This window comes from Mucilaginibacter sp. Mucisp86, from assembly GCF_047324315.1.
Lineage (GTDB): Bacteria > Bacteroidota > Bacteroidia > Sphingobacteriales > Sphingobacteriaceae > Mucilaginibacter.
Genome location: NZ_CP168503.1, coordinates 2,239,234 through 2,254,123, shown reverse-complemented (window position 1 = coordinate 2,254,123; position 14,890 = coordinate 2,239,234). Strand labels below are relative to the sequence as shown.

7 protein-coding genes are annotated in these 14,890 nt (G+C 40.3%); 1 reads left to right on the top strand and 6 read right to left on the bottom strand.

The window, feature by feature from the left end; translation table 11 throughout:
* Positions 1-43: 43 nt before the first annotated feature.
* Genes ACEN9X_RS09455 through ACEN9X_RS09440 form a run of 4 tightly spaced genes read right to left on the bottom strand, consistent with a single transcriptional unit; the run spans position 44 to position 10,695 of the window.
* Positions 44-5,620 carry a DEAD/DEAH box helicase gene (locus tag ACEN9X_RS09455; RefSeq protein ID WP_413670136.1) on the bottom strand — a complete coding sequence of 1,859 codons (5,577 nt, stop codon included), beginning with the start codon at positions 5,618-5,620 and terminating at the stop codon, positions 44-46.
* Positions 5,590-6,645, bottom strand: a complete 1,056-nt coding sequence (locus ACEN9X_RS09450) for a hypothetical protein (protein WP_413670135.1) — start codon at positions 6,643-6,645, stop codon at positions 5,590-5,592. Before ACEN9X_RS09450 ends, ACEN9X_RS09455 begins: the two co-directional genes overlap by 31 nt.
* Positions 6,642-9,500, bottom strand: coding sequence for a hypothetical protein (locus tag ACEN9X_RS09445; protein ID WP_413670134.1), 2,859 nt, complete (start codon positions 9,498-9,500; stop codon positions 6,642-6,644). The genes ACEN9X_RS09450 and ACEN9X_RS09445 overlap by 4 nt, the downstream gene beginning before the upstream one ends.
* Positions 9,481-10,695: a Druantia anti-phage system protein DruA gene (locus tag ACEN9X_RS09440; protein ID WP_413670133.1), complete on the bottom strand. Its 1,215-nt coding sequence runs from the start codon at positions 10,693-10,695 to the stop codon at positions 9,481-9,483. The genes ACEN9X_RS09445 and ACEN9X_RS09440 overlap by 20 nt, the downstream gene beginning before the upstream one ends.
* 255 nt (positions 10,696-10,950) lie before the next feature.
* Between ACEN9X_RS09440 and ACEN9X_RS09435 the strand changes: the two genes are divergently transcribed.
* Positions 10,951-12,405, top strand: a complete 1,455-nt coding sequence (locus tag ACEN9X_RS09435; RefSeq protein WP_413670132.1) for a hypothetical protein — start codon at positions 10,951-10,953, stop codon at positions 12,403-12,405.
* Between the two features lie 44 nt (positions 12,406-12,449).
* Here the strand turns inward: ACEN9X_RS09435 and ACEN9X_RS09430 are convergent, their stop codons facing one another.
* Positions 12,450-12,719 (bottom strand): hypothetical protein, encoded by a 270-nt coding sequence (locus ACEN9X_RS09430; protein ID WP_413670131.1) that lies wholly within the window; start codon positions 12,717-12,719, stop codon positions 12,450-12,452.
* A gap of 160 nt (positions 12,720-12,879) precedes the next feature.
* Positions 12,880-14,877, bottom strand: coding sequence for a ParB/RepB/Spo0J family partition protein (locus ACEN9X_RS09425; protein ID WP_413670130.1), 1,998 nt, complete (start codon positions 14,875-14,877; stop codon positions 12,880-12,882).
* Positions 14,878-14,890: the final 13 nt, after the last annotated feature.

Below are 14,890 nucleotides of genomic sequence, written 5' to 3'. Positions count from 1 at the left end.
CATATTAAGATCATTTTAAAAATAACGACCGCTTCGGTCAGATTCAAACATCAACATTGCGAATTTTTTGCAACACCCATTGTGTGGCAGAAGGTAAATTGTTTCTTACCAGATATTCATCGATTGGTAAAACAGTAATTCCACTATTTTCATTTATTAATGCCTGCACAGTTACGCTTAAAGGCACCGTCGGAATTAAAGGATTTGAGACGCTAATCACAAATTCTTTCTCCTCCTCATTCACGGCAAAAATCATATCCATGTTGTCATTTTCGGATCCAGGTAACTTGGTCGTTAAAACTATATCCCCCAAGTTATTACGTTGTAAATCTTCAAATAAGTCAGCAGTTGCACGCTGTATTCGTCGGTCATCGAGCGCCGGTAAAGATCCTGTTAATATAAACTTTATGAGATCAATGCCCACATGACGATCCAGCATTCGGTGTTCAAACTTATTCTTAAATGACCGTAAACATCTGTAGCAGGACAAGTCACAGTTTTCCTGGCATGATTCCATAATATTCAAGGCACGTGCAAACAGTTCTGCTCCACGATCTACTAATTGTGATGCAAAGCCCGCCCCTCCTGGAAGCGTATCATAAAGAAAGATTTCCACAACATCCCCAATCCTGCCGCTGATGTTTGATGTGAGTGCAGGCCTGTATTCCGCCATAATATCAGTAGCTTCAATTTCCAGCATCTGTGAAGCGGCTTTGGACAGTGCCTCACAGACTGTTCGCAAAGCAACATTTGTAGTATAAGAACCAGGAGATAGCCTAATTGTAGGCGCCAGGTCAATTGATAAAAGACATACGTCCGTTATAAAATCTGTACCCAACACAATTGTCGATCGTAATCCACCTTGACAGGTAGGGTTCTCGTCAGGAAAGGGCTTTGGATGTTCGCCATTTAGGGTACCAGTAAAAGTAGCTTCGGATTCTATTCGACCACAACGGACACAATATTGATATGCTTCTCGACTTGGACCTGTATTTGAAATTAGAAGATGAGTTCGGACACTTAATCCGGCAACCCGATTGTTTATTACTTTCCATTTATTAGGATCGGGAAAAGGCATATATAGTTTAGCCCTTGTAGCATAACTAACTTCGGGCATACCATCGGGTGATGTTTCTTCTGCAACATCGACCGGATGAGCAAAGCCGGGAGGACGTAACCATACAAATGGCTGGTTAAGTTCCTCCCCACAAGCATCACAGTTAGAAACTTGATGACGCCTTTCAGAATCATAAGCTTCGGTTTTTGCGAATCCGCAATTGACGCATTCATAGTACAACTTTCGCTTTTTCCAAGCCTCAGCGAGTTCACCAGGAATCGGAGAGTAAATTGCGCCTGAAGTATAACATTTGTTGGAAACCCAAACCTGTTTTCCAGGCGCGTATTGAGATAATGCAATCGGAAGGCCTTGTGACGGCACAAATTTAAAAGCCGTTTTGTATTGAGTAGAATTGTTTTGATCAAAAATGTAGAATGTAGCCACGTCTGTAGGAAAAGCATATCGGGGTAGTTTCCCGCGATATAGCAGCCTATCAAGCAGGCCATCACTTAAATTCATTTTACCAAGATCGGCTTGTTCGTTTGCTTCAATATCTTCCTCTTCATTAGTTTCGCTCGAAGACTCTGGTACTAACTGACTTCGTACAAGTGCATAATCAATACTTTCATCAATCGCTTCGATAACATCCTGTACAAAGTTTGAGAGAATATCCTCCTTATCTTGATTGCTTAATTCATTTGGAATCCATGAACCAATCTGATCTTTTAGATTAGCCGTTTCCTTATTGAGCCAGGCTAAAAAGTTATTCCTATTTATTGTCGTAGTATCTAATATGAAGTCTTTTACTGTACCCAATACGGAGAACAAATTTGCCTTGTGATGGGATGGAAGAAATATCGGAAGTCTTTGTTGATGATACTTTTGCAGCAAGAATGCTCGAACATGTCGTTTTGCGATATCTATGTTATTTAATGTGATAATGGGATCAACGACTTTGCCAGAAATCATCTCTTGTGGATGCGAAAAATAATGCTCATCGTGACTGTCAACACTACCATAAGCAACAACTGTCGCAATGGAATTACCACGTCTTCCCGCGCGGCCTGAACGCTGTTGGTAGTTGGCGCGACCGGGAGGCATGTTTCTAAGTGCAACTCCAGACAATGCGCCGATGTCAATACCAACTTCCATTGTGGTGGTACTTGAGAGAATGTCAATAGCGCAGGCATTATTCGTTCCAAGGGGCCACTCAACATTAATATCTTGAAAAAGTAATTCATTTTCCTCTCCTTTAGAGAATACATCTTCACTTTGAGGAGAATTTAATTGAGCCGTGTGCTCGGCAGAAACAAGTGCCATAGGAACAGTGGGAGGGTCCGAAAAAACTCCTTTGACGGGTGAACGATAATACCCTTTTCTAGCTACGAATACTGCATTTTCATCAGGATTGAGTGTCTCGATGGCTAAGCTGTGGCAATCTAAGCACCTATTAACACTCGTGATCGGCCTGTGAACCGAAGAACATGTGCTGCAACGAACCCAGTTATTGCCAAAGTCCAAAGACAAATTTTTTCCTGACATTCTAAAAACTCCATCGAGGTCATCAGCTAGGTTTTTCAGTTCGGGTAACCAGTGCGTATTAAATATTCTTTTCCCTGTCTGACCAATAAGTTGATCCACCGCTTTAAAGTTGCCTTTGTGAGGCCGCACTCCTTGCCTATGTCGGCCTTCGGCTGGTTTCCACCAATTAGGAGGCATACCCTTTATCCAGTAGCCTGAGCTTTGCCAGCAACGAATCCAGAAGTTCGCTAAAGCAAGTTTAGTTTCATTAGTTGTTGCTATTGGCTCTATTGAAGGAAGCGAGACTATCTTATCTGTAAACTCTTTTTTTATGCAGATTGTCGCAAGCGCGAGAGGTTCCAAGCCTGTAAATCGGTCATAAATTGCCCCTACTATTTCCTTTAATAATGACTCTGGCGGTTCTTCTGTGCGGTATTTAACGTAGAACTGAAAAAACTTCATCTCATTATCTAACACCCCGTTTTCTATTTCATTGCGAACGCGTTGTTCAATAGAAAAAAAATTATGGCTACTTGATAATTCTGGTCTAAGGCGTAATTTAAACTTATTTGCGCCAATGAGGACAGCCAAATAAGCATCATCAAGGCAAAGGCTTTCTGCAATTAGTGGATTGTTAGCCATTGCTCTGAATCCCCAAACCATAAGCGGTCTCACAGAATCTCTCAAAGAATACATTTGTAGGTTGGGAGCAAGCTTTGCAGCTACCTGACGAGAATCTGAAAAGATAAGCACCTTCCTACCTCGGAGAGGTGCAAAACGTGTTGCTTCTGCAGAATTGGGAGGCTGAATTTGAATTTGCCTTGAAAGAAGCGCCAGGAATGGCTGATCGCCCTTTGTTTGATGATCCTGTACTGCGCTTTCTCTTGAACCGCCGCTTTTGGCACATACAGAGCATGTGACGAACATGCCTAAGGTCTCTTCAACTTCTCCCTCACCTCCTATCTCGTTTTCATCATCCTGTTCTTCCGAAACTTGCCTCTCTCTTCTTATATAAACGCGGCGGAAAGAATCACCAAGATCGTTAGGATTTAATCTCCCTGTTTTAATGTCAAGAAAGGCAGGTTCTGTTTTGTTTGCATGTACTGGCGTTTCAAGAAGCAGGTCTAAAGGGAATAAGTCTATAACATTGGATCCGATTAATCGAATATTGTTTCCAGGCTCTGACCAAAGGGCACTTGGATTCTCAATATTATCAGTATATGCTCGTATATGCGCAGTGCCACAATTTCTGCAGGTAAAAAGTTCGAAAACACGTGCGCCGCAATCGCATCGCGACCTTGGCTGGCTATAAATTTTCCCACAAACGAGTGATCTATTTTCATCCTCGATTTCGATACAATTTGGATCGATACAAGCCCAAAGACCTGGTAACCCCCTGAAGAAAGTATGTACGCGGCATGGCAGCAAACCAGCCTCACTTTTGGTTTGCTTTGCTAAACTTCCCAAAGCAAGTAAAATTGCGACTGCACGATCAGAAATTTTGGTATCTACATTGGGGAAAATTTCTACGCCAAGATTATCTATTGGTATCGCTTGTCCCATTGTCAAGTTGACTAGCTTTGCTAACGGGGCGTAATTTTTTAAAGCCTCATAAAGAGAAGCTTCGACGCTTTCAAGTGGGTTGACACCTTGATCTCTTATAAAGTTTTCTATAAACTTCATCCGTTCGGCCTCAATCCCTTCATAAAATCGTTCCAGATCGATTCCTGATAAGCGTTTTGCCTCCCATTCAGCATCATAGAGATCAACTTTTTGATAGTTATAACTGCCGGTAATTGGAATAAAACTCTCTTTAGCATTACCGGATAATTCACTTGCGAAACGCAACGCGTAATCATGGTCCTGAAAACTTGCTGTCGCACATATTACCTGGAACCGATCTTCTGTAATACCTAGCCTTGTTCGTAATCGTCGAAGCAGAAGCCCAACTTCTGCACCAGCAGCCCCTCGGTACAAATGCGCTTCATCAATTACAATAAGGAACTTTTCATTTTTATTTTCTGCAAGCCATTTTGATGTCTGTTCAAAAATTGTTTGTTCTATTGGACGCATGAGCATATACTCAAGCATTGAATAGTTTGTAATTAATAAATCCGGCGCAGATCTTTGGATTTCTTGTCTTGTAATTAATTCTGAATCCTCCGGTAAGGTAATAGCTCGTAAATAATCACCCGATGAATTTTGCCAGTGTGTGTTTCGTGTCCCATACCACTCCGAAATACTCGGCTTTGCTGGCCATTTGCCTTTTTTCTTCAATTCAACCATAAGCTTTATTGCTTTCTGTCTGGTTTCAGAATTTTCATCAGTTGTAGCTTGCTCAATTGATATATAGAATTCTTCAAATGACTTTAAACGCTTCTGATCTTTCTTCGCATCTCGCACACCTGGATATGGTGTTCTACTTGTATATCGAGCGAAGGTTGGTATTCTACCTGCTTTCGATTTAAAGAAAGATTTCAATCGACTATCCTGAAACAAATTGCGAACCCTACCTAACTGATCATTGACCAAAGCATTCATTGGATAAAGGATCAGTGCACGAACGCCATTATTTTTAAAACTTTCTGTAGTTATGGAAGCTTCCGCAGCTAACTTGCCAATAATGGGCAGAAGAAACGATTCGGTTTTACCCGAGCCGGTTCCGGTCATTATCATCAGATTTTTTTGTTTAACCAGAATTCCTTCTACTGACTCCCATTGATGTTTATAAGGTGGGTCAAATATTATCCTGTCATGGCCGTTAGAACTATTTGCAAGTGCCTCAAAAAGCTCGATAACTTCTTTAGGAAGGCCAGGTATTTCAGCAAATTTTCTACCACTTAAGTATTTGGGCGTTGACTCAATATAGGGCTTTTGGTGAATAATACCGACTGCATTCAAAAGAGCCTTCCTCTGCACAACGAGAGAGGGATGGCTTATGTGATAAGTCGCCTCTATATAATCAGATAGCGCTGCATGCAATTCTGTAATGTTTTTTGTAACTGATGCTGTCATAGTGTTATGTCTTTTCTCTTGAGCCATAAGTACTCACACAAAAATGCCTCTTCCGCAAGTGCCTCGGTATTGGGAATTATATATGAAAATAAACAGTTTTTTTGTTTCGTCGCTTGGCCCATGGCTAACAATCTTCGTTCAGCCCAAAGTGGAATAGGAGAATAAAAGCTAAAAATTGAGTTTAACCCGTCAACTTGCATTGTAAATTCCTGGGGTTTATTAATATTTTCGTCAATAGCTAATTGTAGTAACCAAGCGACGTCGCATTGTCTCTGCGGAATGCCATTATATCGCAATGGAAAATCAATAAACTTTCTCACTCTGCCGTTTTCAACTTCTGCATAGCACCAAGATTTAGGACCATACCACTGAGGTCTTCTTGCAATGAATTTGCCGTTCTGCGCAGTTGCTGAAATCCATTTGCCCCTATCAAGTACCATTACCTCTGGAATGTGTTCACTTAAAGAGGCAGATGCTAGTAAATTATCGAACTCTTCAATACATTGTTGTGCTGTTGATTTACGAGGCAGCTTCAGCCATGATGATTCGCTTATTTGCGATAAACCATAATCAGTTAATTTATCCGGGAGATTCTCCATTTCCAATGATATCAGGAAACGCTTACAACCGTCATAATTTACTCGATCAAGAAGTGATGAAATGGGTATATCACCATCGGGACCTATCCCAAAAAGGAAGATAGTTCCATTAGGCCGTATTACGAACGACGGGGGAGCTACAAATATCCACGTACCTTTTACATTAGATTCCGGCGTCACTACATCTGTTAATTCCAGGAAATCTCCGCCCACAATAAGTAGATTTATAATCCGCTCGATCTCTTGCTGATATATACTATCATTATCGGAAAGAAATTTAAGCGACCGTTGTCCCTCACTAATTAGTGCATTTATGGAACACGGACACTTGTAGCTTGCAATTCGGCGCAGACAATTTGCGACCAAAGTTTCATCCACACTTCCTGATTTAGGCAAATGCAGCGACTCCTCTGCCAATGTCAATACTTCGTCTTTTGTTATTTCGTTTATCATTGCCAGCCTGATGGTAATAGAAGAGGATAATTTCTGTTAGGATCAATATATTTTGCTGTTGAGAGCACCACCAACCGGCAACTACGAAGAATACTTTTATTTGCGATCAAGTGATTAATCATTGAAGAAAACTTTTGATCATAGTTTCCTGCAAACGACAAAGGTCTCGATGCGAAATCCATTGCGAAAGAAATTAAAGGATCTGAAGCACAGATGTTATAACGTTTAAACAATCTATTTAACCAGAAACTAATTTCAGATATATCGACCTCCCTGTACTGCATATCTAATAGCTTATTTTTAATTGTGTTTTGGATGGTTGGGTTTTCAACAATACGCGCCAGGTTCTCGATAGACCTAATAATGTTGCTCCCGTCAATGAACTCCTTTTCTCCATTAGCCCAGCGAGTACCACATAAATGAGAGAATAGCTTGATTGTAGATGCTTCAACAACCTTTTCCTGATGGATTTGGGATAAGATCCCAGATGAACGAGCAGTAATCCACGTTTTTATGAAGGAAAGATAGCCGGGAATATGCAGATCACGATTTTCATTTAATTTCGGTGCGATTGATAGGGCGTCAAAACCGTGCACTCTGTCGGTATGACTTATTACGATACTGGTTTGATGCTCGCCTCGTCTGGCAAGAAACAATCCGCATCTCGATTTTAAACTTACAAGTTGTGAAAATGTTTCTGTTGATATGTCTTTTTCAATCTCTGGTTCACTTAAGTCAAAAAATAAAACCTTGAGCGATTGATCGCTATCAGTTTCATCTACAAGTTTCAAACAGGGTGATCGGTCAACAGATTTAAAAAACCAACGAAGAGGTGGTATTTTCCTTGTAAATATTAAGTCTTTATGTCCCAGATCTTCGCAATATATCCTCAATCGCAGTTTTTGTGAATAGATTACCGCATCATCCTTAATAGCCTGCTCACATACTTTTTTTAACTCACCTTGATTAAAGGGAAAAGGTATTGGCTTTGAAGAAATCGTTTTTACGATTTCCTTACCCATAAAAAAATCCAGGTTAAGGATTATCGATCTGTTTTGAGGGCCAAATACTTTTACCTGAATTTTACCTCCAAGAAGTTCATCTAAATCATCGCTATAAGGATCAATTTGAAAAGCAAGCCCATTATGCATGGTTGTGCCCCGAACCCAAGTTTCGGGATTCCTTATTTCAAGATTTACATAACATTCAACGTTTTCTTTTATAGAACCGGCCGAGTATAGGTTTATTTTCAAAGTATGCGAGCCAACCGGCAGTGGATTTAGCCGTATAAAGGTTGGATTCCCAGATGTTTTGCCAGGAAAGTAAGTGTTAGCCTGGCCCAAGCTGACTTTTAGTTTTTCAAAATCATAATCTACCACTATTCCCAAACATGGGCTTTCAGTTGCAAGCCATTCACCTGACCCATTACCATCCCAAAAATATGCAGGCAAGCCAGCTGGCCAAATCCGTATACTCTTTTGTATGTTAAGCCCTAAACTAATTAGTAACTTCTCGTCCGCTTCGGCAAGCATTTCTGGGATTTTAATATGCCTGGCGTAGATCCCTTTGCAGTCTATGTTAGAGTCGAATAATAATTTGCTTTCTGGCCACTGGTCATTGTATGTAAGGATTAGATACTCGTGCGCCACTTCGATATTTTTATTTACAACCTCTACAACCTGACCATCTGTACCAAGCTGGAATAACCAAGGAGCATTTGAAATACTGATATTGTTAGTAAGATCAAATAGCGAGGATTCTTTGTCTTCAAAATATAGTAAGGGCTTTTCTAGCGGCCATTCTGAAAGTTTTCGCTTTAGCGATGCCCCTAATAAAATGTCTGCAGGTAACCAATTGCTATTTACCCCGGCAATTTTTACCCTAGATTTTTTAAGTAATTCAATAATCAAAGGTGTGTCAATGATATCGGCAAGACGCGGAATCTCTATAGTGACTGCCCATTTGTTTTCAGACACACGTTGTAAAGCTAATTTTGGTTTTATAGATGGATTTCTTGTAGTGTTGATCGAGCGATTTACACCTTCGACATTATTTTTGCTTTTATCGTGATTAGCTGCACCTAATATCCTCGGCTTGATTTCTCGTCGGGCTCCATGCATGAGATCCCGGGCGTTCTGTTTTTTTTCAATGTCCGCAATGATTCTTTTAAGCGTGATGTTGTAAATAAAATCTTCTGATTGAACATCATTATTGTGAGCTAACAATGCCAACGCAATGCGCCCAACTAGCTCTTCGTTCTGCAAAAAATTAAGGAATCTTGATGAACTGAATTCATAAGCAAACTTTCCAAGTAATTTTCCTATATAACTTGCGTTTTGATGGGATACGTTCTTAAGGGTATACCTACAGAGAAACAAGAGCTTTGCAAACTGGTATTGTAAATCTTCAGGCAGGATCGCGTTAGTAATTGGCCAAGATATTATGGAGAAATTATTAGCCCACGTACCACAAGGCGTAATCCCATTGAATTGCTTTTGAAATTCTTTAAAGGCCCAACGAATACTTTCTCTGTGAGATGAATCCCAGTAACGTAATTTTTCTTCAAAGCTTTGCCAATATTCATCCCCAACATATTCATATCCCAATTCGGTAGAGTAAACAACCCATAAAAGCCAATAGGATTTATTAATTGCATTTAGGCGATGGTCATCAATTAAACGAGTAGTGATTATTTTTACCTGTGAGGGTCGTAGACCATGCTCAAGTGCAAAGACTGATCTATTTTTTTCCTTTCGACTTTTCGCAAGAAAAGTAAAATGGGCAACAAGCAATCGTTGCCATTCAGCCAAAGATATTGTAGCTGCATTAGATATATTAAGCTGTTCTAACAACATTTAGATCAATGTCATTTGACTGGCTTTTCTGAAATTGTTCAGGATTAAGTATAAGCGTTTTTATGTCGACCGCTTTCCAAAGCAAATATTCCGGCCTTGTGATGGATCGAGGTATTATCCAACGCTGTAAGCCTAACTCAGCGACTTCTCGGACCGATAATAGCGATTTTAAATTTGGCTTTCCCTTTCCAGTTTTTAGGATGTCTATCGCATTTTCAGCAAGGGGACATACAAAAACTTCACGACCAATGCCATGTTTCAGTAAATCTTCTCGGAACCCTAACGCATCAAGTGCCGCTCTTGCTGTCCTTAGCCTCCAGTTTGGTCCATCACCAAATTGGTGTAAATCAGCGTAAGGATGATCTATGGCTCTTAAATATTCTCGCATATCTGAAAAGATATTTTCGGGGATATGAAAATGACCCCATCCTTTTGTGTATCCTATAGACGTGAGATATTTTTGGCCATCAAGTTTGATCCTATTGTATACCGCTGACTTTCCCATTGAAGAAGAAGTCGTAACAGCTAATAACCGAGCCGCTTTTTCTTCACCAGAAATGATACCCCTTGAACTTCCGTATTCTTTTTTAAAATCATCATATAATTCTCTAGTTCTAAGCAAACTAGCGATCAACTTCCCGCCCAATAGCATGTTGTAAGGCGGAATAGCGCCCAAAACATAGGCATCCATTATATTAACTAGACGTTGACTTCTATCATTCGAATTCCAACCGATAAAATTGTCTCTAACAGAGAGATTAAAAACAGGATCACCAATTGCTATAAGGCCAATAAGTTTTCCATTGTGTTGATCTAAAACGAGGTAACGAAGTCGGCGACCAAAGCCGTTAGAAACTGGTACAGACCATGTCAGAGATGCAAGTCGAAATAATTTCGCCTCCCATCCATTGCCACAAACTCTTTTTAATACTGGTGTTATTGCTTCAGGTTTAACCTCATCACCATTGGCAAAATATTTTATCAACTTTGAAAAATTTCCATCAATAAAGGTTTTATTAAATTGAATGCGTTCGCGACGCTGGGCAGAATGCAAATTCCTAATCATTTGCTTATCAAAGGAAGGAAGTACCAAATTTCCATCTGGTGTTTTTGCGAAGCCCAACTTTTTTAAATGCTGCCGTATCTTTCGCTTTAGTTTCGATTTTGCAGTCAGAGCTTCGATAATCTTCGTCATGTGATAAAAGTTAATTGCTAATGTATAAAATATCTTATGTATTTAAAAGTCGCAGAGGACATTACTTGGCGAGGGACTTAAAGCCCAGGAAATGCCACCGAATTATTAGTTGGTATAGTTGGTAGCAATTTAATTTCAATTAATGACTTCCTTGTATTTTATAATCGTCATGATATTTCAGACCGACGAAGATTTTAGTCTAGTTTTTTATCAAATATAGAGATAGAAAAAGGGGAAGAATCCCCATTTTTGGTTATGGACTTTAAACCTATCCGCAATAAAATCAGGACATTCAGTTATCATTCATTAACTACGCACCTACTTCAAATATTAAAAGAGCAGGAAACCTCTGAAAGACCGCAGGCATTTTGGCACTCGCTAACCCTATTAAAATGGACACTTGAATTTGCCGGTGAGTCTTATCCATCCAAAAACGCAAACAAGAATGACGTACATAAACTTTTGAACTCATTAAGTGACCTGGAAATGTCACACCGGACATTTAACCTGAAGACGAATGGCGGCAAGATCAATAAAATGCTTACCATACTTTCCGTGCAGCAATTGCAATATCAGCAAAATGCCTGGAGGCACTCTTTCGCAAGCCAGCTTATCCTATTCTATGATCTGAAGCATAAATACGACATAGCGAAAAGCTTTAAGCAGTTGACCAACCTCGATTTGAGTGTATTCCTCGAAATCCTTTTTATTTACTGGCTGGTTATCACACAGGACCACCTGACGAAAATGAAATTTGATAGCCAACTCTATGAAGACGTAACTAATATTATCGTCGATCTGTATGGTGCGACTATAGCGAAGGATTTCCGAAAACTACTTACTGTTTCGCAGGATAATGCCAAAGAGATATTTGAAGAAGATAAAAGAATGGTACGAAACTATGACCTGCAGATATTTGACACATCATTTTTCACCAGGTATCCGTTCTTTGCTTTTGACGGTAAAATCGTAATTCCTCACAAAGACATACTGACCCCCACAGCGAATTACTTCATCTATGATTTTATGAAAAATAGGGACGAACATTTTTCCACTGAATTTGGTGGCCGAATGGAAAAATATATGAACCTGGGGTTAAAAGAAATAAACGCATCATTTAAGACCGAGAATGATCTTAAATCGATATTAGGCAAGGATCAAAAAGTAGTGGACTTTATCATCGACGGCAACATACTTGTGGAAGCGAAAGCAATAGAACTAAAACCGATCATCGGTATTAATCCAACCGATGATAACCTTGCCAATGAATTCCGCAAAAATATTGTCAAAGCGTACACAAGTCAAATGCTGGATGTAGTGGAGACGTTGCAACTAAAAGAAGAAGCATTTGGAATTATTGTGACTTATAAAAGGCTTTATATCGGCAACTCAGGAGATGTATGGAATCAATTTTTGAAAGAGGAAACACAGAAATTAAAAACAGCCGAACAAATTGCGCTTTTGCCAATCGAAAACCTGTTCTTTATTGATCTCCATACTTGGGACACCATAGTTCAGATAATAAAGAACAATAAAATTACTTTAACTGAAATACTAATCAAAGTAAGAGATACAGATAAAATAGAGCAACAGAAAAAATTTAGTTTTGAGATGCACCTGGATGAGTACAAAATAACTAATTACGACCTGCTATATCTTAGTGAAGCATATGATCGCATCCAAGTCAAAAAAGACGACCGGTTCGACTGAAATCAGCATATACCTATTGAAGATTATACAGTAGAATTGAGTTATTAGTGCTGATGCGTTTGCATCCATTGCAGGAAGTCATCATATCCAAAGTAGGCAAACAGCAAAACAATGATACCTAACACTAACGAGAAGACCCCGAGGAAATGCATCAGGTTTTCAAAATAAGTCTTCTTCAGTGAATCATTGTAGCTTTTAAACTCCTGTATTCCGGCAATATTGCGGCGTTCAAAAATGCGCCTGCCACGCCAGTAGCGGCCATAAACAGAGAGAGCTATCAGCACCAATCCTATTATATACAAAATGATTTTCATGGCTATTAAAATTTAACTCCATTAATCAGGGCGGTGTGATCTTTGCAAAATTACAAAATGATCGTTATTACAATCCTCGCCGTAGTTTTCTTTGCTTCTTTCTTTTGTGTTCGGGAAAAGAAAGAAGCCCCCGCAATGTGGGGGGCTTGCTTACTATTAGTTAAATTAACACTTCATCTTTCTTGGTCAAAATTTCCTTCTTTCTTTCAACTTCAAAGATTTTGGTTTCCATCTTACTTTCCCGAATAGCGGTCTTTTCCGCATACGTTTTTTTCAATGCGGCCACATTAACCCCTGCTTCTTCCGAAACTTTGAGTAGAAAATAAGCATCTGCTGTATTGGGGTGTTTGACATCGTTTGTGCGGCCTAATGCTATTCTTATCAGATAACGGTAATCGGTATCACTCAGGTTCTGCAAAGCCTCGTATAAAGCCGTCCGGTATTCTTCGGTATGGGTCAGGTGGGTAATACCCAATGCCCCCGCAAAATCCCGCTGGCCGCTCCATCCCAAAGAATTAAAGATGATTAGCTTGGCTGCCGCCTGATCTGCATCTGTGGGAATTGCATTACTTTCCTCTTTATTAAAATCTATATACAGCTTGTGTAGATCCAGTTGGAATTTTTCACTATCGATCTCTTTGGCGCGTTTCTCTCTTGTACGTAAACGCTCAATTTCTCCATCGTAAAGCGCAACAGTGATATTGCCTTGTTTCTCTGCTTCTTTGACAGCTTTAGCGGTTACTGCTTCGCGGGAAGGCTCGATGTTTTTGAAGCTGTCGGCGGTATTTTCCATAAAGAATATAATAGTTATACCATTCCTGCTGAAATAAACCCCTCTTTGCATGTTACCATTGGCAAGCTGGTTATCAAAATCATCCTTTTTTAACCGATATTCTTCTAATGCTTCCTGATAAGCCTCTTCATCAAAAACAGGCTCCCGAACCTCTGATGTTACTGACGGCTCATTTGTCTGCTCGTCACCATCCTCAAATTCCTCGTCTCCGTATTCATCATCATCAAAATTATCCTCGTCTGCTAAATTATTTTGCGGTTCATTCCATTGCCTAAAATAATCCGGTATGGGTTCCTGCGGAATGGTATAAGTGTGTACCTGATGCCGGAAGAACTGCGGCAGTTCCAGCGCGGCCGGTATTGTTTCCAGAATAGCCGTAACATCTTCTGTGGGCTGAAAATCGAAAATTAAGGCCTGCGGATCGGATTCAAAAGCCTGCACTATCAGGCGTTTTTGATGCGCTCCGCATTTGTTTTGGTAACATTGTTTGTTATCACAAGTAGCCGCTTTAGCCAGGTCGGGGAACAATTCGCTTAGGCTGGCCGAATTAAACGGGCAGTTAGTACAAGCACCCATATTGGGTAACAGGGTTTCGTCCTCGGTATTAAACGGCGCATTTTTGAGGTTCGCTTTATACCTGTTCAATGTCCATTTCAAATCGCTCAATTCAAAATCCGCATCCTCGCGCCATTCCTGACAATTTTGATTATAGAACTGTTGTTGCGATTCGTCAGACAATACCGCGATCTCCAATGCTTCCTGTAAACGTATAGCGTCTGCGATAAACATTTCACGAAGCGGCTCGATCAGGGACAGCAGCTTGATACGACTATAAACAAACTGCTTTGATTTGCCCAACCGTCCGGCCACTTCGTCCACAGATTTGTAAGCCAATTGCATTTCGCCAATCTGCTGCGCCTCGTTCATCGGATGCGGGTTCTCCCGATGCATGTTCTCGGACAGTTGTATCTCCCGCACTTCTATATCGGTCAGTTCCCGCACAACAACGGGGATGTCCTCCAAACCTGCAATTTCTGCGCCTCTTAGCCTGCGCTCACCTGCAACCAATTCGTAACGCCCCTCAATCGTTTGTCGAACGGTTAAAGCATGAAGGATGCCATGTTGTTTTAAATCTTCGGCAAATTCCAGTAGCGCTTTTTCCGAATAATATTTGCGATACTGTAAGGGGCTGAAATCAATGTCCCCCCTTTTGACAATTTGCGACACGGGTTGTACAGGGGTGGCTGGCGCCGTAACAATAATAGTTTCTTTCTTTTTACCGCCAGTTCCATTGGTGCGATTCTTCTTAGTATCTGCGCTCTTTGTTTGAGACACTGTCTTTGTTTTTTTTGCTATAGTTGTCATGATCTTTTGAATT

Coding starts and splice junctions, on each gene's coding strand:
- ACEN9X_RS09455 (WP_413670136.1), bottom strand. CDS start 5,620: ATGGCTCAAGAGAAAAGACATAACACTATGACAGCATCAGTTACAAAA.
- ACEN9X_RS09450 (WP_413670135.1), bottom strand. CDS start 6,645: ATGATAAACGAAATAACAAAAGACGAAGTATTGACATTGGCAGAGGAG.
- ACEN9X_RS09445 (WP_413670134.1), bottom strand. CDS start 9,500: ATGTTGTTAGAACAGCTTAATATATCTAATGCAGCTACAATATCTTTG.
- ACEN9X_RS09440 (WP_413670133.1), bottom strand. CDS start 10,695: ATGACGAAGATTATCGAAGCTCTGACTGCAAAATCGAAACTAAAGCGA.
- ACEN9X_RS09435 (WP_413670132.1), top strand. CDS start 10,951: ATGGACTTTAAACCTATCCGCAATAAAATCAGGACATTCAGTTATCAT.
- ACEN9X_RS09430 (WP_413670131.1), bottom strand. CDS start 12,719: ATGAAAATCATTTTGTATATAATAGGATTGGTGCTGATAGCTCTCTCT.
- ACEN9X_RS09425 (WP_413670130.1), bottom strand. CDS start 14,877: ATGACAACTATAGCAAAAAAAACAAAGACAGTGTCTCAAACAAAGAGC.